The organism is Rodentibacter caecimuris, assembly GCF_001019715.1.
GTDB classification, from domain to species: Bacteria; Pseudomonadota; Gammaproteobacteria; order Enterobacterales; family Pasteurellaceae; genus Rodentibacter; species Rodentibacter caecimuris.
Window position 1 is genome coordinate 1,215,397 of record NZ_BBXJ01000001.1, and the last position, 21,110, is coordinate 1,236,506.

Here is a 21,110-nt window from a genome sequence, read left to right on the forward strand (position 1 = left end):
TCTCCTAAAACTACCGTTGGAACCAACCATTTTTTAAAGGCATTTTCTCGTCTTTAGTTTTTGATGTAAAAAGCTAATTCCATTTCTAATTTTAGGTTTTGTTTTTCTCGTTAATGTAGCTAAAACTAAACCTAATGAAAATTTAGTTATCCCCATTTGACAAAGTGCGGTGAGATTTTCCTATTTTTTATATTCGGATAATCTCACCGCAACGTCTAAAAGTTTTTACAGGCTACTAAACCACAAAGATTAAATCGAGCGTTTAACTTCAACCACTTCGAATACCTCAATTTGGTCGCCGACTTTCACATCATTATAGTTTTTCACGCCAATACCACATTCCATATTGCTACGCACTTCTGCTACATCATCTTTGAAACGACGGAGCGATTCCAGTTCGCCTTCAAAAATAACCACATTGTCGCGCAACACGCGGATTGGATTATTACGTTTAACAATACCTTCTGTCACCATACAACCGGCAATTGCACCAAATTTTGGATGACGGAACACATCCCGCACTTCTGCCAAGCCGATGATTTCTTGTTTGAATTCAGGCTGTAGCATACCGCTCATTGCCGCTTTGATTTCGTTAAGCAATTCATAAATAATAGAATAATAACGTAAATCAATATTTTCACTTTCGATCACACGACGGGCTGAGGCATCTGCACGAACGTTGAACCCAACCATAATAGCGTTGGATGCCGCAGCTAATGTGGCATCGGTTTCAGTAATACCGCCTACGCCTGAACCTACAACTTTCACTTTCACTTCGTCCGTTGAAAGTTCGTGTAAGGCTTGAACAATCGCTTCCACAGAACCCTGTACGTCTGCTTTGACAATAACATTCAATTCTGCCACATCGCCTTCTGCCATATTGCTAAACATATTTTCAAGTTTTGCTTTTTGCTGACGGGCAAGTTTGACTTCACGGAATTTACCTTGACGGTACAATGCCACTTCGCGAGCTTTTTTCTCATCACGCACGACAGTCGCTTCATCACCGGCTGCCGGCACACCGGAAAGCCCAAGTACTTCGACCGGTATAGACGGCCCGGCTTCATCAATTTCTTTACCATTTTCGTCACGCATTGCACGTACACGACCATACTCAAAGCCGCAGAGCACAATATCGCCCTTACGTAAGGTACCGGATTGAACCAAAATTGTCGCCACAGGGCCACGGCCTTTATCAAGGTAAGATTCAATCACAACACCACTTGCCATACCGTCTTTCACAGCGGTTAATTCAAGCACTTCAGATTGAAGAAGAATCGCATCTAACAAGTCATCAATACCGAGACCTTGTTTCGCTGAAACCGGTACAAATTGAACGTCACCCCCGAATTTTTCTGAAATGACTTCATATTGTAATAACTCTTGTTCTACACGATCCGGGTTGGCTTCCGGTTTATCAATTTTGTTTACGGCGACAACTAACGGCGCTCCCGCTGCTTTTGCGTGTTGAATAGCTTCAATAGTTTGAGGCATCACCCCATCATCTGCAGCCACCACCAGTACTACAATATCCGTTGCTTTTGCACCTCGTGCACGCATTGAAGTAAATGCGGCGTGTCCCGGGGTATCAAGGAAAGTGATCATTTTGCCATCATCCATTTCCACATGATACGCACCGATATGTTGCGTAATTCCGCCCGCTTCACCGGCAGCCACTTTAGCTTTACGAATATAGTCAAGTAAGGATGTTTTACCATGGTCAACGTGACCCATAATAGTCACTACCGGTGCACGGGTTACTTTTTCCGCATTGACATCACGATCGCCAAGTACCGCTTCTTCAAGTTCATTTTCATTGCGAAGAATCACTTTATGACCTAATTCTTCCGCTACTAATTGCGCGGTCTCTTGATCAAGTACTTGGTTAATTGTCACCATCTCGCCCATTTTCATCATCATTTTGATGATTTCAGTGGCTTTAATTGCCATTTTGTTGGAAAGTTCTGCAACGGTAATGGTTTCCCCAATCACAACATCCGCTTTAGCAACTTGAACCGGTTTCGTGAAAGCTTGCTGTAATGAGGCTCCTTTCTTAGCATTTTTACCTTTACCTAACTTACCTTCTTTTTGATTTTTACGGTTGGACTCGCGTTCATTTCGATTATTCTTGCTATTATCGTCATCGCGACCTTTTTTCGCTTTTGCTACTTTATTTTTTCCACGACCACGATTTTCATTACGGCGTTCTTCTTCATCTTCCGCCTCAAGCGCATATTTTGAACTGAGATTATAGTCGGAATAATCTTCTGACGAAGATTCGTTATCTTCATCATCCATTTCAGCATAGCGTCTAGCTTCTTCCGCGGCTTTACGGGCTTGCTCCTCAGCTTTTTGACGAGCAAGTTCCTCTGCTTTGCGACGAAGTTCGGCTTCTTCCGCTTTGCGTTTTTCTTTTTCGTCATCAACAGATTTAGCTTTAGAATTGACCGCACTTTGTGCGTTTTTAGCTTGAGCTTCTTTCTCTGCTTTTAATTTCTCTGCGGCGGCTTTTTCTGCCTCCAAACGGGCTTTTTCCTCTTCGGCTTTCTTTTCCGCTGCTTTTTTCGCTTCCAATTCTTCTTGTTGCGCTTTTAATTTTTCAGCTTCTTCCGCTTTTTGAACCGCATCGGTTTTTACAGTACGTTTTTTACGAACTTCCACTTGAACGGATTTACTTTTACCTGCCGTTGTTGTTGCATTTACTACCGTTTTAGTTCTGCGTTGAATACTTAATTTTTTCGGTGCTTCGCTATCTGCTTGTTTTACTTCATCAGTCATAATTAATTCTCCTTATTCTTCGCTGAACCAACAGATGTTACGTGCAGCCATAATTAAATCAGCGGCTTGTTCTTCTGTTAACTCTTCAATATCCGCTAAATCATCAACACCTTGTTCGGCAAGCTCTTCAAGAGTGGTAATTTGTTTTTCGGCGAATTTGAACGCAATATGACGGTTCATGCCATTCAAGTTTAATAAACGTTCTTCAATATTTGCTTTTTTCAATGCTTCTTCTTCCGCCACCGCTACTGCCGTGATCGCATTTTTTGCCCGGGTTTGAAGTTCTTCAACAAGATCTTCATCTTCCAAACCATCAATTGCCGTTAATTCACTTACCGGCACATAAGCAATTTCCTCTAAACTTGTAAAGCCTTCTTCTACAAGGATTTGTGCAAACTCTTCATCAAGTTCTAATGTATTCATAAATAAATGCAATGCTTTATTATCTTCTGCTTGATGTTTCTCATTAAGTTCTTCCGTAGTCATCACATTTAATACCCAGCCGGTTAGTTGGGTGGCTAAACGCACATTTTGACCGTTACGTCCGATTGCTTGCGCAAGATTTGCCGCATCAACGGCAATATCCATTGAATGGTTATCTTCATCGACAATGATGGAATTGACATCCGCAGGTGCCATCGCGTTAATGACAAATTGTGCCGGATTATCATCCCAAAGTACGATATCGACACGTTCTCCCCCCAATTCATTGGTAATGGCTTGAACCCGAGCACCACGCATACCTACACATGCCCCAACAGGATCGATACGTTTGTCATTTGATTTCACTGCAATTTTTGCACGAGAACCCGGATCACGGGCAGCACCACGAATTTCAATCATTTCTTCGCCAATTTCCGGTACTTCAATACGGAATAATTCAATGAGCATTTCCGGTTTCGCACGGGTAACAAATAATTGTGCGGTTTTACTTTCCGGAACAACTTTATAAAGCACACCACGAACTCGATCTCCCGGTCGGAAATTCTCGCGTGGTAACATATCTTCACGAGCAATAACCGCTTCAGCTTTATTGCCTAAATCCAAAATAATACTCTCGCGATTCACTTTTTTTACTGTACCGGTGACAATTTTGCCCTCTTCGGAACAGAATTGTTCCACTACTTTTGCTCGCTCCGCTTCGCGAATTTTTGTGCTGATAACTTGACGTGCGGTTTGCATTGCAATACGGTCAAAAGCGATAGATTCAATTTGATCTTCGACATAGTCCCCAAGCTGGATTTCAGGATCATCAAATTGAGCAGCTTCTAAAGTAATTTCTTTTGTCGGCACTTTTACTTCATCAACGACTAACCAGCGACGAAAAGTTTCAAACTCACCATTTTTTGGGTTAATTGAAACGCGAATATCGGTTTCGTATTCATATTTTTTCTTAGTTGAAAGAGCAATCGCACTTTCTAATGCTTCAAAGATTTTTTCACGCGGTAGTAATTTTTCATTAGACACCGCTTCTGCTGCTAATAAAATTTCTTTACTCATTTTTCCTTTTTCTCCTTTTAAAATTTTGCAATAACATTTGCTTTTTGAATATTACCAAAAACAAAGGTGTGTTCTTGATCATCAACTTTTAATATCAGCATATCATTTTCAATACGCGCTAATTTTCCTTGCCATTTACGACGTTCCATCATTGGAATACGTAAATGAATGAGAATTTCTTCACCGAGATAACGTTTGTATTGTGCTAGTGTAAATAATGGGCGATCCAAGCCGGGGGATGACACTTCAAGGTTGTATTTATCTGCTATCGGATCTTCTACATCCAAAATAGCGCTGACTTGACGACTTACATCCGCACAATCATCTATGGTTACGCCCCCATTTTTATCAATAAATATACGCACAGTCATAAAACGACCGGCCCGCTGACATTCAATCCCCCAAAGCTCGCAACCTAAATCTTCTATCGAACTTTGCAGTATTTCTTGTAAATTCTGTTCTAACGTAGCCAATTTCTACTCCTATTTCCCTAACCCCTTATTCTTATATAGATAAAACCACTCTATATTGAATTTTAGGCGTAAAAAAAGGGTTAGGTTCTCAGAACCTAAGCCCAGTTTCTAAAATTTCTTGTACAAAAAAACCCCAAACTTGGGGTTCTTTTACTGAACTTGTATTGGTTGCGGGGGCCGGATTTGAACCGACGGCCTTCGGGTTATGAGCCCGACGAGCTACCAAGCTGCTCCACCCCGCGTCCGAAATATGCGCGTATTATAGTGCTCTCTATCAAAAGATCAAGACTTTTCTCAAAAATCTAAAAAACACGACAATTTTCAACCACACTTAAGCGCTAGAAACCGAATCCGGTACTTAATCCCACTCCTGCGCCGATGCCGCTACTGCCACCACCGACACCGATACCTCCCCCAACAGAGCAAGCACCGAGTAAAGCAGACAAAGTTAAAATTAAGAAGATTTTTTTCATTATTTTTCCTTATATAATAATGCAAACAAGCGATAAATCGAAATGAGATCTTTCTTTGCAATTGGTTTAAAAGGCAAGAGTAAGTAATATACCCATCTAAATCGCGATAAATAGTTTTGCATTATTTCCCAATTTCGGGAGTCACAATGTGTTTGATAATAAACCGCTACTTCCGCTATTAATTCATCAGAAATAGTTTCTTTATGGCATAAACTGTCGAAGAAAAATAGCATATCGCGCACGATTAACCAATCTTTATTTTGGCTTTTTGAACGCGATTCAAAATCTAAAAAAATAGTTTTACCATCGTTCCATACAATGTCTCGTACTGCAGGACGTCCATGCACCAATCCTTTTTTGTGTAACCCGATTAAACTTTGGCTTGCATCGGAGAGAATTGAAAATTTTTGTTTCTCTGACGTGTTCGGATTATCCATCCATTGAGAAATACTCATCCCCACATCTTCTAAAACAAAAAAATCTTTTTCATGGTAAACAACTTTGGGAACAGGCACACCCTGTTTAAATAAATCTAAAAGCGTCATTAATTCGTTTGCAAAAGACTTTTTAGGATAAGGCTTTAATAGTAGCCAAACACCTGATAGTTTTTCCGGTTGTTTCAACCAATATCCTTTTCCTTGGTAGTTAAATTGATAAACCCGTCTTCCTTGTTGTTTCTCAAAAACATGCTTAACATATTCCTGAAATTCGCTATTAATACAAGATTCCACTACAATACTACTCCAAATCCGCCTATTTCATGTTATATTTTATGCCTGTCATAAAACCTTGAATATTCTAAGGGTTTATTTCAATCTTTCAACTAGATTAGGTATTTTATGAAAAAACTCAATATTTCTATCTTTACCCTGTTACTCGGGTTTTCCATTTTTACCTCGGCACAATCTTCACCTTTCAGCTTAACTGAAAGTCAAATCAATCAATATCTATCGGAAAAAGGGGCAATTAAAGATAAATTTAACTTCCCAGGGTTGTTTTCATTAGATTATCAGTTAAAGGATCTCACGACTAAAATCGGACGAGGCACAGAAAAACGTGTTGAAATAAACGGCACTGCCGAAGGATTATTCAAACTGGGAAATAAACAATTTCCGGCTAAATTAACATTAACGTTTGATACCGTTCCTTATTATAGCCCTGAAAAAGGCGAGATCTATTTACGTAATTTACGTATATTAAAGTGGTCCGGCGAACCTAATGAATATATGGAACAATTACAAATTGCCATGCCATTTTTAAGTGAAAGTATTGCATTGTTACTTTCCTCAATGCCGATTTATACCCTTGATGAAACAAACATCCGAGATGTTTTAATCAAAAAGTTTGCTAAAGGTATTAAAATCGAACCGGGAATTTTAGAACTTGAAACTAATGTTCTATAAAACGGTTTAAAATAAATCCCATTGCTGATGAGGTATGTCATCTATGTGTGTTTTCATTTCAAAACCAAAAGGTGACAGCAAATTTTTGAGCGTCGCAATATTATAAAATGAATGACTTTGAGTGGTATTTTGAAAATAAATAAACAGTCGTTCAAACCGATCTTTTTGTTGAACAATCAAATTTGCTATTTCGCTCAGCTCATCTTCAGAGTAGCGATAATTATGCCTTGCTTGAGCAGAATTTTCATTCCACCAGTTTGCATTGCGACCATGTAGGCGTAAATAACCCGTATTTTGATTAATTTTTAGTTGAAACATCGGTAATCCGATATTGGGCGGATAATCTACATTTCCCCAAATTAAATTTGGTTGTCGGCAGAATGTCTCAAATACGGTCTCACAATGCCAACTGGGATGACGAAATTCTACCGTCATCGGATACTCTATAAACCATTGGGTCAATTCCGCTAAGTAGCGACGATTGTTGAGAGTACGTTCAAAGCGATGGGGAAATTGTAAAAATAACGCCGCAAGCACTTGTTGTTCAACTAATGGTTGTAATGCATTTAGAAATTGTTTGGCATTGTCCCGTGTTGCTGTGCGGGTATGACTAAAATCTTGATGTAATTTAATCGAGAATTGCAGTTTGCCGTCGGATTTTTCCAACATTCCTTGTATTGCTTTCTGTCCAATAGGCGCATGAAAACTACTATTGATTTCTACCGTGTCATAATGGCGGCAATAATGAGTCAGAAAATCCGCTTTTGCCGTCCCTAAAGGATAAACGGTGCCGAGCAAATCACAATCTGCATAACCGCCCGTACCAATGTAAATGTGAGACATTTAATATTTTTAATAAGAATTGGGGGCGCTATTGTAAGAGAGAAAATAACATTTTAAAACTGGAAAAGAAGGTGAACGGCATTTTCCTACACCGAATCACCTAGGACATATTTTACTGTAAGCCAATAATTACTCTAAATCCAATGATGTTTTCGCAATCCATCACGTTTTCCAACCGCACTTTGTAGTGATGCAATTCTGCAATGCGAAATACAATGGATAACCCTAACCCGCTTCCCTTTTCATTTTGCCCTGCCGGACGGTAAAAAGGTTGTCCTAATCGGGCTAAATCGGTTTCACTCACCCCACCGCCATTATCTTCTACAATAATTTTTTCTCTGAATAAAACAATTTTCACCGACGCCCCTGATTGTGCATATTTAACCGCGTTATCCAGTAAATTTCTCAACATTTGTGTGACTAAAACAGGTTGACCGTTCCTCATTTGAGGCAACGACTTTTCTTCAAAAGATAATTCAATGTTACGTTTTTGTGCATTAAAATAAAATTCACTCATTAAAGAAGGAATTATTTCCTGCCATTTTATAGGTTCTAATCCATCAAGTTCCTTTAAATTATCTAAACGGGATAAGATTAAAAGCTGCTCGATTAATTGGCTGGCACGATCAATACCCAGTGTTAAATTGCTTAATGCTTGTTCCCTAATTTCCTTATCCTCACCGGCAAGTTGGGCAACTTCGGTTTGAATACGTAAAGCGGCTAACGGACTACGTAATTCATGGGCGGCATCGGAAGTAAAACGGCGCTCTCTTTTTAACATAGTCGAAGTGCGGTCAAAAAATTGGTTTAAATTTTTCACCAACGGCAAAATTTCTGTCGGTACATTTGACGTATCAAGCAGAGAAACATCTCCCGGTTTTCTTCGCAAAACCTCACGGCTAAGCTGACTAATCGGTTTTAATGCTTTATGAATCAAGTAGAAAACTACTGCCAATAAAAAAGGTAAACTTGCAAACCAAATCGCCGTTTGCCCAAATACCATTTTATTCACCAATTCTTCTCGATATTCTATTTCTTGACCAACCGCAATTCGCAACTCCCCTTGTGCCACAGGTAACCAATAAATCCGCCATTTATCATCATAGTTTTCAATATAGGCGGAACTAAATCCCACTTTATTGCTAAAGATAAAATTATCACCGTTATCGCCATCACTTAACAATCGCTCCCCCGTTTTGGAAAAAATCGCAAACGCAAGGGCATCATCATCGAACTTACGTTTTAACGGTTTAAATCCGCCACGATTAAAGTTTGTCTTACCCAATAAAATATTTTGTAAATCGGAGGTGGCGAGGCGTTCTGCAAATAAAATCTGCTGCGCATCAAAAACATCATAGGCCTCTTTTTTTGCTACTTTCCACGCGACAAAAGTTGAAACAAGCCACACGAAAAGTGCAATCAAAAATAACCCGCTCATTAAGCGAAATTTTAAACTTTTATTTGTCATCACCTTGTCCTAATACGTAGCCAACCCCGTGAACGGTACGAATAAATTGTTTTCCCAATTTTTGGCGCAAATTGTAGATATGAACATCTAATGCGGCGCTACTAATTTCTTCCTCCCATGTGGATAATTTTTCTTCAATGGCTGAACGGGAAAGGACACGATCTTGATTCAACATAAAAAGTTCTAATAACTTATATTCTCTGCTCGTGAGAGAAAGTAGATCATTATTTAATCGGACACTTCGTTGATTAGGATCAAGCGTAACATTCAGATGGGTTAGAACCGGTGTGGTATGTCCATAGCTACGGCGAATCAATGCTTGCAAACGGGCAACCACTTCAGCCAATGCAAAAGGTTTACAAAGATAATCATCCGCCCCTTTTTGTAATCCTTTCACGCGCTCATCTAAGGTATCGCGCGCTGTCAAAATAAGCACGGGAGTAGATTGATTATTCATTCGCCATTGTTGCAAAATGTCCAATCCGTCCATTTTCGGTAAAGTCAAATCCAACACAACGGCATCATAAGGAGCAGAATCCAGCGCATTTAAGCCGGTTTTGCCGTCCGTGAACCAATCCACAATAAATCCGGATTTTGACAGCCCGATTTGTAACCCATTGCCGATTAACACATCATCTTCAATTAACAAAATTCGCATAAATTTGACCGCTCTTTCAACGCAAAATGGTGAGCCCAAATACTCACCATTTTTAATTCTCAATTTACTTTTTCAATACTATATACTTCAACTTCGGCTTTTTCAAAAGCGTCGTTATCAAGTTTTCCACTGATACGAATGTTATCTTGCGGACCAACATTTAAACCGTTCCATACTCGATCTTTAATTTCCACTTTGATTTGTGCAGAACCGTCAGTGAAAAGATAGTCATCTTTGCCAATTTGTTGGGTAATGCTACCGACCAATGTCACCATGCTATTATCTTTTTCCGATAATGCTTGTTTTACACTAATCGCCTGCATTGCACTTTGTTTAAACCCGCCTTGAACGGTATTTCCATTACCATTGAAACCTGCAAATGCAGTTGAAGTAGCGATTGCCAGAAGTGTTGCTAGAGTTAATTTTTTCATCAAGTTTTCCTCTTAAAATTGTAGGTTAAAAATCATTATTTAAAGCATTACTGCTTTGTTGAGATCTATTAAATAACACAAATCTTAAGAAAACCTTAAGAAGGGGAGATTTTTCTTCGGGTTTATAAAAAAGGCTAGTATATAACCTAGCCTTTCATGAGTTATCGCCGCAAAGTGCGGTCAGTTTTGAATGCTTTTTTATTCTTCATTCAATAATTTTAATTCACGGTTTCTCACTTGTTTTTTCAAGATTTCCGCAAATTCTTCTACGGTGAATGTGCCAAGATCCGCACCTTTACGGGTACGCACCGCAATTTTGCCTTCTGCGATTTCTTTATCGCCGCAAACCAGCATATAAGGTACACGACGTAAGGTGTGTTCACGGATTTTAAAGCCTACTTTTTCATTTCGTAAATCCGTTTTCACGCGTAAACCGGCATCGGATAGCTGTTTTGCCACTTGTTTTACATAATCGGCTTGGCTATCGGTAATATTCATCACTACCGCTTGAGTCGGCGCTAACCACGCAGGGAAAAAGCCGGCATATTCTTCAGTAATGATACCGATAAAACGTTCAATAGAACCTAAAATCGCACGGTGAATCATCACAGGGGTTTTACGCCCGTTATCTTCCGCAACATAGGTAGCTTCTAGGCGACCCGGTAAGGCAAAGTCTAACTGAACCGTACCGCACTGCCATTCACGACCTAAACTATCACGCAATGCAAACTCAATTTTCGGCCCATAGAACGCCCCTTCACCTTCTTGAACTTCATATTCTAGATTATTATGTGCCAACGCTGCGGCTAAGCCCGCTTCCGCACGATCCCACATGTCATTCGAACCGATACGGTTTTCAGGACGGGTTGAAAGTTTCACATAAATATCGGTAAAACCGAAAGTACTATAAATGTCGTAAACCATTTTAATACAGCTGGTTACTTCACTTTCGATTTGATCTTCCGTACAGAAAATATGCGCGTCATCTTGGGTAAAGCCACGCACACGCATTAAACCATGCAAAGAACCGGACGGTTCATTACGGTGGCAAGAACCAAACTCTGCCATACGGATTGGTAAATCACGGTAAGATTTTAAACCTTGATTGAAAATTTGCACATGACCCGGACAGTTCATCGGCTTAATCGCATATTCACGATTTTCCGATTGTGTAGTGAACATTAAATCACCGTAGTTTTGCCAATGTCCCGTTTTTTCCCATAACACACGATCCATCATAAACGGACCTTTGACTTCTTGATAATCGTACTCTTTTAATTTAGTCCGAACGAAAGTTTCAAGCTCGCGGAAAATCGTCCAACCGTCATTATGCCAAAACACCATTCCCGGTGCTTCCTCTTGCATATGGTATAAATCTAAGGCTTTACCGATTTTACGGTGATCGCGTTTTGCGGCCTCTTCCAAACGTTGTAAATAGTCGGCTAATTGTTTTTTGTCAGCCCAAGCCGTACCGTAGATACGTTGTAACATTTTATTCTTGCTGTCGCCACGCCAGTAAGCCCCTGCTACTTTTTGTAATTTGAAATGATGGCAGAAACGCATATTGGGTACGTGAGGCCCACGACACATATCAATATATTCTTGGTGATGATACAACGCCGGTGTTGCCGTACGTTCAATATTTTCATCTAAAATTGCCATTTTGTACGGCTCGCCACGTTGCTCGAAAGTATCTCGTGCTTCTTGCCAAGTTACGCGTTTTTTTACGACATCGTAATTGGTTTTCGCTAATTCAAGCATCCGTTTTTCAATCGCCTCTAAATCTTCTTGAGTTAAAGAACGATCTAAATCCACATCATAATAGAAACCATTTTCGATAGTTGGACCGATTGCCATTTTTACATCAGGAAATAATTGTTTGATAGCATGACCTAATAAATGAGCACAAGAATGACGGATAATTTCTAAACCGTCTTCATCTTTAGCAGTAATGATTTCTAATTTTGCGTCTTGCTCAACAATATCACAGGCATCACGGCGTTCACCGTTTACACAGCCAGCAATAGTAGCTTTGGCAAGGCCTGCACCGATATCTTGAGCCACTTCAAGCACAGAAACAGGGCGATCAAATTGACGTTGGGAACCGTCAGGTAAAGTAATAATTGGCATAATTTTTCCTTATACAGTGGTCACCCATACGAAAGGTGACATGCTCGTTTAAAAATTCAATAAAAATTAACCGCACTTAGCTTCATTCCTACCATTGAATGAGAAAAGTGCGGTCGCAAATTCTACCACTTTCTTATAATCTTGTTAAATAGAAAACCGCCTGGATATTTTCATAAAAAGAAATAATGTTTTTCCCAACAACAACTTTATCTATCAAAAAATAAACTCTAGAATCGTCCCACTTATTTCACCTGAATTAAAGGAAACAAAATGAGCAACATATTAGTGCTAAAATCAAGCATTCTTGCTGATAATTCTCAAAGTAATAAATTAGTTGATTATTCGATTGAAAAACTACAAGGTAACAATATTGTGGTGCGGGATTTAGCAAATGATCCCCTTCCCCACTTCGATGCAACAGCAGCTATTGCAGTGCGTGGCGAACCTAACACGGATGAAGAAAAACAACTTCTAGCACTTTCAGACAAACTCGTTGCTGAATTAAAAAATGCGGATACACTCGTAATCGGCGCACCGATGTATAACTTAACGATTCCGACTCAATTAAAATCTTATTTTGATTTTATCGCCCGTCCTCGTGTTACATTTCAATACACGGCAAATGGCCCGGAAGGTTTATTGAAAGGTAAAAAAGCCATCGTATTATGTGCATTTGGCGGGTTATACGATGACGCAAATTCCGTCACACAATATATGAAAGCAATTTTAGACTTTGTAGGAATTACTGATGTGCAGTTCGTCTATGCGCAAGGGATTGGATTTGGTCCGGAAGCTGTTGAAAAAGCGTTGCACTCTGCCAAAGTAAAAATTAATGATATTGTGACCGCACTTTAATCCTTTTTTAGGCCATCTTTCGAGATGGCTTTCTTTTTTCTTTACCACTATGTACTTTTATAAAATTAAATCGAATTTTTTTAAATCTTTGCTTGACTTATTTTTACTGCACTAGTTTAATAGTGCAAAAGTTTTCTTAGAAGGATTTAAAAATGCGAGACCATGCTTTTATTGCGGTAACGACACAGCCGGTACCTTACTACGAGGATACTACCGCCATTTTCAATACCTTATGTGATCAGCCCAACACGCTTCTACTCGATTCTGCTGAAATTGGTAGTAAAAATAGTTTGCAAAGCCTTCTGTTAATCAATACCGCAGTAAAAATCACCTGTTCTAGTCACAACGTCACATTTAAAGCAATCAATGCAAACGGTTTAGCCGTGTTGAGAGAAATTCACCCAATCTTGACCGCACTTGGAAACATAAGTGCGGTCAATTTTAACAATGAATTTTCTATTGAGTTTGCCCCTCTTGATAACCAATTAGATGAGGATAGTAAACTGCAATCTGCCACGGTTTTTGATGGTCTTCGCGTGATAGCCAATCTCTATCGTCACAGTGCTACACCAATTTTTTTAGGCGGTTTGTTCGCTTATGACTTAGTCGCCAATTTCATCCCGATGAATGACATCACGTTAAAAGATGATGATATTTCTTGCCCTGACTACAGTTTTTATCTTGCCGAGCATCTCATTACTATCGATCACCAAAGCCAGCAGGCAACACTTAAAAGTTACTGTTTCTCACAAGAAGAGCAAGTCAATGTCGCAAAAACCGCACTCGCGATCGCACAAAAATTAAAAAATATTGATCACATCTTATCTATTAAATCTGCGGGTGATGAAGTAAAAACGAATTTTGATGATCCCGAATTTATCAATATCGTGAAAGCGTTAAAACACCACATTAATATTGGTGATGTATTCCAAATCGTTCCTTCCCGTCGCTTTTCTCTTGCTTGTCCAAATCCGCTTGCCAGTTATGCTCAACTCAAACAAAATAACCCAAGTCCTTATATGTTTTATATGAACGATGAAGATTTCATTTTGTTTGGCGCCTCACCGGAAAGTGCGCTCAAATATACGCCGAACAATCGTCAATTAGAGATTTACCCTATTGCCGGATCGCGTCCGCGCGGCTTTGATGCTCACGGTAATATTGATCCTGAGCTGGACGGGCGTTTAGAGCTCGAACTTCGCCTTGATCACAAAGAACAGGCGGAACATTTAATGTTGGTAGATTTGGCACGCAATGATATTGCCCGTGTTTGTCAAAGTGGCACTCGCAAGGTTGCAGAATTAATGCAAGTGGATCGTTATTCACATATTATGCATTTAGTTTCTCGTGTGGTAGGCAAACTTCGCCCTGAATTAGATGCGCTTCACGCTTATCAAGCCTGCATGAATATGGGAACGCTCACCGGAGCCCCCAAAATTAAAGCCATGCAACTTATTTATCAGTTTGAACAGCAAAAACGTCATAGTTATGGCGGTGCGGTAGGCTATCTTACATCAGACGGGCATTTTGACACCTGTATTGTGATTCGTTCCGCTTTTGTGCAAAACGGTATCGCCCATGTACAAGCGGGTTGTGGTGAAGTATTGGATTCCGATCCACAAATGGAAGCGGATGAAACACGCCATAAAGCGGCGGCTGTGTTAAAAGCCATTCGTCAAATCAACGCACAGGCAAAATAGGAAACATTATGGCAAATATTCTTTTTTTGGATAACTTTGATTCCTTCACCTATAACCTAGTCGATCAATTTCGTGTGTTAGGACATCAAGTTAAAATTTACCGCAATGATTGTGATTTAGAACAACTTGTTATCACCGCACTGAGTACGCCGGATACCATTCTTGCCCTTTCGCCCGGCCCCGGTACACCGGAAGAAGCAGGGATTTTGTTAGCGTTAATCGACCGTTTAAAATCACAAATCCCAATAATTGGAATTTGTCTGGGACATCAAGCTTTAATCCAATCATTTGGTGGTAAAGTCGTCCATGCCGGCGAAGTCTTGCATGGCAAAATCTCAAAAATTTCCCATGATGGTGAAGCGATGTTTAAAAATTTGGCTAATCCAATGCCGGTAGCACGCTATCATTCACTCATGGGGCAAGATTTACCGTCGGAATTTGTCATCAATGCGGAATATAACGGTATTATTATGGCTATCCGTCATCGTTATTTGCCGATTTGTGGATTTCAATTCCATCCGGAAAGTATTTTAACCGTGCAAGGATCGCAGCTATTACAGCAATCCGTTGAATGGTTATTAAATCGCTAAATATACTGATAAACTAAAACCTCTTCTACAACCTAAGGAAAACAATATGATTACTGTATTCGGATTAAAATCCAAACTTGTAGCACGCCGAGAAATGCTGGCGGATGTCATTTACAATAGCCTTTACTTGGGGTTAGATATTCCCAAAGGAAAACACGCTATTCGCTTTTTGGGCTTAGAAAAAGAAGATTTTTACTACCCTTTCGATCGTAGTGATGATTATACCGTCATTGAAATTAATCTAATGGCAGGTCGAATGGAAGGCACCAAAAAACGCTTAATAAAAATGCTATTCAGCGAGCTTGAATACAAACTCGGTATCCGCGCTCATGATGTCGAGATTACCATTAAAGAACAACCGGCACACTGCTGGGGCTTCCGTGGTATGACAGGCGATGAAGCAAGGGATTTGGATTATGACATTTACGTTTAGTAAAGGCCCAAAAAACCAATAACAAACTGAGGAAAAACCATGCAACACAACCAATTATTAGAACAAATTTATAACGGAAATCCTCTTTCAAATTCAGAAAGTAGCATGCTTTTTAATGGCATTATGCAAGGTGAACTCGGCAATGAACAAATTGCCGCCATGATGATTGCCTTAAAAGTTCGTGGTGTAACTGTTGAGGAAATTAGCGGTGCAGTAGCGGCTTTATTGCAAAATGCAAAATCTTTCCCACGCCCCGACTACCCTTTTGCCGATATTGTCGGCACCGGGGGGGATGGGAAAAATACTATCAATATTTCCACCGCAAGTTGTATTGTTGCCGCAGCAATGGGGGTAAAAGTTGCTAAACACGGCAATCGTAGCGTTTCCAGCCAATCCGGTGCAAGTGATGTATTAACTGCATTGAACGTCAATATCAATATTTCACCGGAAAGCGCCCGCCAAGCCCTCGATGAAATCGGTGTCTGTTTTTTATTTGCACAACAATATCATTCAGGATTTCGTCATGTTGCCCCCGTTCGTGCCGCACTAAAAACCCGCACAATTTTCAATATTCTCGGCCCTCTTATTAACCCTGCCCGACCGAATTACAACCTGCTTGGCGTCTATACGCCGGAATTAGTCAAAACCTATGCAGAAACGGCGGTGGCGCTTGGTCATCAGCATAGCTTTGTCGTACATGGTTCAGGCTTGGATGAAGTCGCATTACACGGTGAAACACAAGTAGCGGAAATTAAAGACGGTAAGATTGAATATTTCACGCTAACACCGGAAGATTTTGGCTTAAAAATGCAATCATTAGAAAGCTTACGCGGTGGCGAACCACAAGAAAATGCCAAAATATTGACCGCTCTTTTACAAGGTAGCGGTAAACTGGAACAAGCCAATGCTATCGCTGCAAATACGGCGTTATTGCTCAAATTATTTGGCTATAACGACCTTAAACAAAATACTCAAAACGTGTTGGAAACCTTGGCAAGCGGCAAAGCCTTTGAAACATTGCAAAAACTAACAAAATATTCACTCTGAAATTAACCACCATTTTTAGTCATAAAAGAAAAATAAGATGATTACACAAGACTTCTCAAAACCAATTAATTCCGCTACGGTGCTCCAAAAAATCGTGCTAGACAAAGCCGCATGGGTGAAAGTGAAAGAAAAGGAATTTCCGCTTAGTGAATTTCAACAAAACATCACAAAATCTGACCGCTCTTTTTATGACTCGCTAGCAAAAGGCACACAGCAAAATCCTGCTTATATTTTGGAATGTAAAAAAGCCTCACCCTCGAAAGGATTGATTAGGGCTGAATTTAATTTAGATGAGATCGCCAATGTATATAAATATTATGCGTCAGCCATTTCTGTGCTGACGGATGAAAAATACTTCCAAGGCGATTTTGAGTTTTTGCCTCAAGTGCGAAATATCGTGAGCCAACCGGTGCTTTGCAAAGATTTTATAATCAGCGAATATCAAGTGTATCTTGCCCGTTATTATCAAGCCGATGCTATTTTATTAATGCTTTCAGTGGTGAATGATGAAACCTATCGCGTGTTGGCAGATCTTGCTCATTCTTTGGGAATGGGGGTATTAACCGAAACCAGTAATGAAGCGGAATTTGAGCGTGCCTTATTGTTAGGTGCGAAGATTATCGGTGTGAATAATCGTAATTTGCATGATTTAACCGTGGATTTAAATCGTGTAGTCGAATTAACGGAAAAATATGCAAATCGCATACCGGAAGATGTACGCATTATCAGCGAATCCGGTATTTATACTCATCAGCAAATCCGTCAATTACAAAAAGTTGCACAGGGATTTTTGATCGGTAGTAGTTTAATGGAAAGCACTGATTTAAATAATGCCGTTCGTTCGGTGATTTTCGGTGAAAACAAAGTATGTGGCTTAACACGCACCCAAGATGTTAAAACCGTTTATGCAAACGGAGCACTTTATGGCGGGTTAATTTTTGCTGAACATTCAAAACGTACAGTGAGTTTGCGTCAGGCTCAAGAATTAGTAACAGCCGCTCCACTTCGTTTTGTAGGCGTGTTTCAAAATCAAGAGGCGGATTTTATCGTTAGAATAGCTCAACAATTGCAACTTTATGCGGTGCAATTACACGGCTCGGAAACGCCGGCGTTTATCACCGAGCTGCGCGGTAAATTACCCGAAACCTGCCAAATTTGGAAAGCCGTCTCAATCAACATTGATGAAAAAAGTGCGGTTAATTTTACAGACGATTTAAATGTTGCCCGCTATATTTTTGATAGCCAAACCACAAATCAACAAGGCGGTACAGGTAAAACCTTTGATTGGTCATTCATTCCTGAAAACCTTAAGCACAAAATCATCCTTGCCGGCGGCATTTCTCCAGAAAATATTGTTCTTTCACGACAACAAGGTTGTTTAGGTGTCGATCTTAACTCCGGTGTAGAAAATTCACCCGGCGTAAAAGATGAAAACAAAGTGCGGTCGGTTTTTGAAAAAATTTTCGATACAATATAACTACTTTTAGTTAAGCACTATAAAGTGTGTAATATAAATTTCTGATACCCTACTAGGAGGTAATTATGTCTAAAATAGCATTCGTTACCGGTGCGACAGCCGGCTTTGGCACAGCAATTTGCCGTACTTTAGTGGGCGCAGGTTACCTTGTTATTGGTAGCGGTCGCCGTACTGAACGTTTAACTCTTCTTCATGCCGAGCTTGGCGAACAATTTTTCCCTCTTGCTTTTGATATTTCTGATCGTACAAAAACGCAACAAGCTATCCAATCTCTCCCTATCGAATGGCGTAATATTGATTTGCTTGTTAATAATGCCGGTCTTGCCCTCGGTTTAGAAACAGCCGATAACGCAAATCTTGATGATTGGGAAAAAATGATCGATACCAATATTAAAGGTCTTGTAACGATCACCCGCCTTTTGCTACCTCAAATGGTCGAACGCAATACGGGGCATATTATCAATTTAGGCTCGATTGCCGGGAATTATCCTTATCCCGGCGGAAATATATACGGTGGAACAAAAGCTTTCGTAAAACAGTTTAGTTTAAATTTGCGTGCCGATCTTGCCGGTAAAAATATTCGTGTGACCAATGTCGAACCGGGGCTATGCGGCGGGACTGAGTTTTCGAATGTTCGCTTTAAAGGTGATGACGAGCGTGCTGAAAAAGTTTATGAAAATGTTCAGTATGTTACCGCGCAAGATATTGCAAATATTGTACTGTGGCTTAATCAACAACCTGAACATGTCAATATTAATCGTATTGAAGTCATGCCTACGGCGCAAACTTTTGCTCCGCTCAATGTCGCAAGAAATTCAAACTAATCATAATAAGGGAACACAAACACAATGTCAGAGATGTTATTAAATCCGTATTTCGGTGAGTTTGGCGGTATGTATGTACCGGAAATTCTCGTACCTGTACTTAAGCAATTAGAAAAAGCGTTTGTTGAAGCGAAAAATGACCCTGCATTTCAACATGAATTTCAAGATTTACTCAAAAATTATGCCGGCAGACCGACCGCACTTACCCTTTGTCGCAATCTGACAAAGGGGACAAAAGCTAAAATTTATCTTAAACGCGAAGATCTTTTGCATGGCGGCGCACATAAAACCAATCAAGTTCTCGGGCAAATTTTGCTCGCCAAACGGATGGGAAAAACCCGTATTATTGCAGAAACCGGAGCCGGTCAGCACGGTGTGGCAACGGCTCTCGCTTGTGCAATGCTTGATATGCCCTGCCGTGTTTATATGGGCGCAAAAGATGTGGAACGACAATCCCCTAATGTATTCCGTATGCGTTTAATGGGAGCTGAAGTTGTGCCTGTGCAGAAAGGTTCTTGTTCATTAAAAGATGCTTGTTGCGAGGCGATGCGTGATTGGTCGGCAAATTATGAAAATACCCACTACTTGCTTGGTACGGCAGCCGGCCCTCACCCTTTTCCAACCATTGTACGCGAATTCCAAAAAATGATTGGTGAAGAAACCAAACGCCAAATTCTGGAAAAAGAAGGCCGTTTGCCCGATGCGGTTATCGCCGCGGTTGGGGGCGGTTCCAATGCGATAGGTATGTTTACCGATTTTATTGATGAACCCAACGTACGTTTAATCGGTGTAGAACCGGCAGGCAAAGGCATTGCAACGGGCGAACACGGTGCACCGCTAGGGCATGCTAAAGTCGGCATTTATTTCGGAATGAAATCGCCATTAATGCAAACGGATGACGGGCAGGTTGAAGAATCTTATTCGATTTCTGCGGGATTGGACTTCCCTTCTGTCGGGCCTCAACACGCTTATTTACAACGCATTGGACGAGCGGAATATCCCTCTATCACCGATGATGAGGCCTTAAATGCGTTCCAAGAACTCGCTAAACACGAAGGTATTATTCCTGCGTTAGAAAGTTCACATGCTCTTGCGTATGCACTTAAGATGATTCATCAAGAACCGAATAAAGCACAAATTCTTGTGGTGAATTTATCGGGACGGGGTGATAAAGATATTTTCACTGTGGACAAAATTTTAACAGAAAAAGGAATCAAATCATGAGTCGTTTTGACGCTAAATTTGCCGAACTCAAAGCAAAAAATGAAGGTGCATTTGTTCCCTTCGTAACCCTATGTGATCCTACTTTTGACCATTCTTTTGAGATTATTAGTACGCTTATTGATAATGGTGCCGATGCCCTTGAATTAGGCTTTCCTTTTTCTGATCCGCTATTAGACGGGCCTGTTATTCAAGCAGCCAATAATCGTGCATTAAATGCCGGACATAGCTCGGAGGACAGCTTTAAATTACTTAAAAAAGTGCGGTCAAAATATCCTGAGATTCCAATTAGTTTACTACTTTGTGCCAATCTTATTTTTGCCAAAGGGCTTGATAGGTTTTATCAACACTGTGCCGATGTCGGAGTGGATGCTGTGTTAGTCGCTGATATTCCTCTATTAGCCAAGAATGAGTATATTCAAGCCGCGAAAAAATACGGTATTCAACCTGTCTTTATTTGCCCGCCAAATGCTGATGAAAAAACCGTACAAGGTGTGGCGGAGAATAGCGAGGGTTACACCTATCTGGTTTCCCGTGCCGGTGTTACCAGTGCTGAAAATCAAGCTCACGCAACAAATTTAGACAGACTTGTGGAACAATTGAAACATTATAATGCGCCCCCTATTCTACAAGGTTTCGGCATTGCACAACCCAATCAAGTGAAAGAAGCCTTGCAATTAGGCGCTGCCGGTGCGATTTCAGGTTCTGCAACCGTAAAAATCATCGAATCTAATTTGGGCAATCATACAAAATGTTTAGTTGAACTCGCTGAGTTTGTTCAGCTGATGAAAGCGGCAACAAAATAA

General features: G+C 40.3%; 20 protein-coding genes and 1 tRNA gene. 10 read left to right on the forward strand and 11 right to left on the reverse strand.

The genetic code is table 11. The features are described from left to right. Positions 1–249: 249 nt before the first annotated feature. The 6 genes from infB to PNEUHYL_RS06020 form a co-directional block, all read right to left on the reverse strand. The gene (gene infB / locus PNEUHYL_RS06000) at positions 250–2,778 is read right to left on the reverse strand and encodes a translation initiation factor IF-2 (RefSeq protein ID WP_059366304.1); all 2,529 of its coding nucleotides are present in this window, start codon (positions 2,776–2,778) and stop codon (positions 250–252) included. A gap of 12 nt (positions 2,779–2,790) precedes the next feature. Next, on the reverse strand, positions 2,791–4,278 hold the full coding sequence (gene nusA / locus PNEUHYL_RS06005; RefSeq protein WP_059366305.1) for a transcription termination factor NusA: 1,488 nt from the start codon (positions 4,276–4,278) through the stop codon (positions 2,791–2,793). Positions 4,279–4,295: 17 nt separating this feature from the next. Then, a complete protein-coding gene (gene rimP, locus PNEUHYL_RS06010) occupies positions 4,296–4,751 on the reverse strand; it encodes a ribosome maturation factor RimP (protein ID WP_059366306.1) in 456 nt (151 codons plus the stop codon). Between the two features lie 165 nt (positions 4,752–4,916). Then, a tRNA-Met gene (locus PNEUHYL_RS06015) sits at positions 4,917–4,993 on the reverse strand. Positions 4,994–5,089: 96 nt separating this feature from the next. After that, positions 5,090–5,224, reverse strand: coding sequence for a hypothetical protein (locus PNEUHYL_RS13715; protein WP_255204529.1), 135 nt, complete (start codon positions 5,222–5,224; stop codon positions 5,090–5,092). After that, the gene (locus tag PNEUHYL_RS06020; RefSeq protein ID WP_059368831.1) at positions 5,224–5,943 is read right to left on the reverse strand and encodes an RIO1 family regulatory kinase/ATPase domain-containing protein; all 720 of its coding nucleotides are present in this window, start codon (positions 5,941–5,943) and stop codon (positions 5,224–5,226) included. Before PNEUHYL_RS06020 ends, PNEUHYL_RS13715 begins: the two co-directional genes overlap by 1 nt. 120 nt (positions 5,944–6,063) lie before the next feature. On the opposite strand from PNEUHYL_RS06020, the gene PNEUHYL_RS06025 reads away from it, so the two are divergent. Further along, positions 6,064–6,627: a YceB family lipoprotein gene (locus PNEUHYL_RS06025; RefSeq protein WP_059366307.1), complete on the forward strand. Its 564-nt coding sequence runs from the start codon at positions 6,064–6,066 to the stop codon at positions 6,625–6,627. Between the two features lie 6 nt (positions 6,628–6,633). Here PNEUHYL_RS06025 and PNEUHYL_RS06030 read toward each other — a convergent pair whose 3' ends face one another. The 5 genes from PNEUHYL_RS06030 to thrS form a co-directional block, all read right to left on the reverse strand. Further along, entirely contained in the window at positions 6,634–7,470 is an 837-nt protein-coding gene (locus PNEUHYL_RS06030; RefSeq protein ID WP_059366308.1) for a DUF72 domain-containing protein, read from the reverse strand. A gap of 112 nt (positions 7,471–7,582) precedes the next feature. Beyond that, positions 7,583–8,938 (reverse strand): quorum sensing histidine kinase QseC, encoded by a 1,356-nt coding sequence (qseC, locus tag PNEUHYL_RS06035; protein ID WP_059366309.1) that lies wholly within the window; start codon positions 8,936–8,938, stop codon positions 7,583–7,585. Continuing rightward, positions 8,928–9,596: a response regulator gene (locus tag PNEUHYL_RS06040; protein WP_059366310.1), complete on the reverse strand. Its 669-nt coding sequence runs from the start codon at positions 9,594–9,596 to the stop codon at positions 8,928–8,930. Before PNEUHYL_RS06040 ends, qseC begins: the two co-directional genes overlap by 11 nt. Before the next feature lie 59 nt (positions 9,597–9,655). Further along, the gene (locus tag PNEUHYL_RS06045) at positions 9,656–10,027 is read right to left on the reverse strand and encodes a YgiW/YdeI family stress tolerance OB fold protein (RefSeq protein WP_059366311.1); all 372 of its coding nucleotides are present in this window, start codon (positions 10,025–10,027) and stop codon (positions 9,656–9,658) included. 198 nt (positions 10,028–10,225) lie between these two features. After that, positions 10,226–12,157 carry a threonine--tRNA ligase gene (gene thrS / locus PNEUHYL_RS06050; RefSeq protein ID WP_059366312.1) on the reverse strand — a complete coding sequence of 644 codons (1,932 nt, stop codon included), beginning with the start codon at positions 12,155–12,157 and terminating at the stop codon, positions 10,226–10,228. A 270-nt stretch (positions 12,158–12,427) separates the two neighbouring features. On the opposite strand from thrS, the gene PNEUHYL_RS06055 reads away from it, so the two are divergent. The 9 genes from PNEUHYL_RS06055 (at position 12,428) to trpA (ending at position 21,110) form a co-directional block, all read left to right on the forward strand. Further along, positions 12,428–13,012 (forward strand): FMN-dependent NADH-azoreductase, encoded by a 585-nt coding sequence (locus tag PNEUHYL_RS06055; protein ID WP_059366313.1) that lies wholly within the window; start codon positions 12,428–12,430, stop codon positions 13,010–13,012. 152 nt (positions 13,013–13,164) lie between these two features. Further along, on the forward strand, positions 13,165–14,712 hold the full coding sequence (gene trpE, locus PNEUHYL_RS06060; RefSeq protein ID WP_059366314.1) for an anthranilate synthase component I: 1,548 nt from the start codon (positions 13,165–13,167) through the stop codon (positions 14,710–14,712). An 8-nt stretch (positions 14,713–14,720) separates the two neighbouring features. Further along, the gene (locus PNEUHYL_RS06065) at positions 14,721–15,302 is read left to right on the forward strand and encodes an aminodeoxychorismate/anthranilate synthase component II (RefSeq protein WP_059366315.1); all 582 of its coding nucleotides are present in this window, start codon (positions 14,721–14,723) and stop codon (positions 15,300–15,302) included. A gap of 46 nt (positions 15,303–15,348) precedes the next feature. Further along, the gene (locus PNEUHYL_RS06070; RefSeq protein WP_059366316.1) at positions 15,349–15,735 is read left to right on the forward strand and encodes a tautomerase family protein; all 387 of its coding nucleotides are present in this window, start codon (positions 15,349–15,351) and stop codon (positions 15,733–15,735) included. 39 nt (positions 15,736–15,774) lie between these two features. Next, positions 15,775–16,782, forward strand: coding sequence for an anthranilate phosphoribosyltransferase (gene trpD / locus PNEUHYL_RS06075; RefSeq protein ID WP_059366317.1), 1,008 nt, complete (start codon positions 15,775–15,777; stop codon positions 16,780–16,782). A gap of 37 nt (positions 16,783–16,819) precedes the next feature. Then, positions 16,820–18,259: a bifunctional indole-3-glycerol-phosphate synthase TrpC/phosphoribosylanthranilate isomerase TrpF gene (trpCF, locus tag PNEUHYL_RS06080; RefSeq protein WP_059366318.1), complete on the forward strand. Its 1,440-nt coding sequence runs from the start codon at positions 16,820–16,822 to the stop codon at positions 18,257–18,259. 65 nt (positions 18,260–18,324) lie between these two features. Next, the gene (locus PNEUHYL_RS06085) at positions 18,325–19,083 is read left to right on the forward strand and encodes an SDR family oxidoreductase (protein ID WP_059366319.1); all 759 of its coding nucleotides are present in this window, start codon (positions 18,325–18,327) and stop codon (positions 19,081–19,083) included. Positions 19,084–19,107: 24 nt separating this feature from the next. Further along, on the forward strand, positions 19,108–20,307 hold the full coding sequence (gene trpB, locus PNEUHYL_RS06090) for a tryptophan synthase subunit beta (RefSeq protein ID WP_059366320.1): 1,200 nt from the start codon (positions 19,108–19,110) through the stop codon (positions 20,305–20,307). Next, positions 20,304–21,110 carry a tryptophan synthase subunit alpha gene (trpA, locus tag PNEUHYL_RS06095; protein ID WP_059366321.1) on the forward strand — a complete coding sequence of 269 codons (807 nt, stop codon included), beginning with the start codon at positions 20,304–20,306 and terminating at the stop codon, positions 21,108–21,110. Before trpB ends, trpA begins: the two co-directional genes overlap by 4 nt.

Coding starts and splice junctions, on each gene's coding strand:
- thrS (WP_059366312.1), bottom strand. CDS start 12,157: ATGCCAATTATTACTTTACCTGACGGTTCCCAACGTCAATTTGATCGC.
- PNEUHYL_RS06025 (WP_059366307.1), top strand. CDS start 6,064: ATGAAAAAACTCAATATTTCTATCTTTACCCTGTTACTCGGGTTTTCC.
- PNEUHYL_RS06055 (WP_059366313.1), top strand. CDS start 12,428: ATGAGCAACATATTAGTGCTAAAATCAAGCATTCTTGCTGATAATTCT.
- trpD (WP_059366317.1), top strand. CDS start 15,775: ATGCAACACAACCAATTATTAGAACAAATTTATAACGGAAATCCTCTT.
- trpCF (WP_059366318.1), top strand. CDS start 16,820: ATGATTACACAAGACTTCTCAAAACCAATTAATTCCGCTACGGTGCTC.
- qseC (WP_059366309.1), bottom strand. CDS start 8,938: ATGACAAATAAAAGTTTAAAATTTCGCTTAATGAGCGGGTTATTTTTG.
- trpB (WP_059366320.1), top strand. CDS start 19,108: ATGTCAGAGATGTTATTAAATCCGTATTTCGGTGAGTTTGGCGGTATG.
- PNEUHYL_RS13715 (WP_255204529.1), bottom strand. CDS start 5,224: ATGAAAAAAATCTTCTTAATTTTAACTTTGTCTGCTTTACTCGGTGCT.
- nusA (WP_059366305.1), bottom strand. CDS start 4,278: ATGAGTAAAGAAATTTTATTAGCAGCAGAAGCGGTGTCTAATGAAAAA.
- PNEUHYL_RS06070 (WP_059366316.1), top strand. CDS start 15,349: ATGATTACTGTATTCGGATTAAAATCCAAACTTGTAGCACGCCGAGAA.
- PNEUHYL_RS06045 (WP_059366311.1), bottom strand. CDS start 10,027: ATGAAAAAATTAACTCTAGCAACACTTCTGGCAATCGCTACTTCAACT.
- PNEUHYL_RS06040 (WP_059366310.1), bottom strand. CDS start 9,596: ATGCGAATTTTGTTAATTGAAGATGATGTGTTAATCGGCAATGGGTTA.
- trpE (WP_059366314.1), top strand. CDS start 13,165: ATGCGAGACCATGCTTTTATTGCGGTAACGACACAGCCGGTACCTTAC.
- trpA (WP_059366321.1), top strand. CDS start 20,304: ATGAGTCGTTTTGACGCTAAATTTGCCGAACTCAAAGCAAAAAATGAA.
- PNEUHYL_RS06065 (WP_059366315.1), top strand. CDS start 14,721: ATGGCAAATATTCTTTTTTTGGATAACTTTGATTCCTTCACCTATAAC.
- infB (WP_059366304.1), bottom strand. CDS start 2,778: ATGACTGATGAAGTAAAACAAGCAGATAGCGAAGCACCGAAAAAATTA.
- PNEUHYL_RS06085 (WP_059366319.1), top strand. CDS start 18,325: ATGTCTAAAATAGCATTCGTTACCGGTGCGACAGCCGGCTTTGGCACA.
- PNEUHYL_RS06030 (WP_059366308.1), bottom strand. CDS start 7,470: ATGTCTCACATTTACATTGGTACGGGCGGTTATGCAGATTGTGATTTG.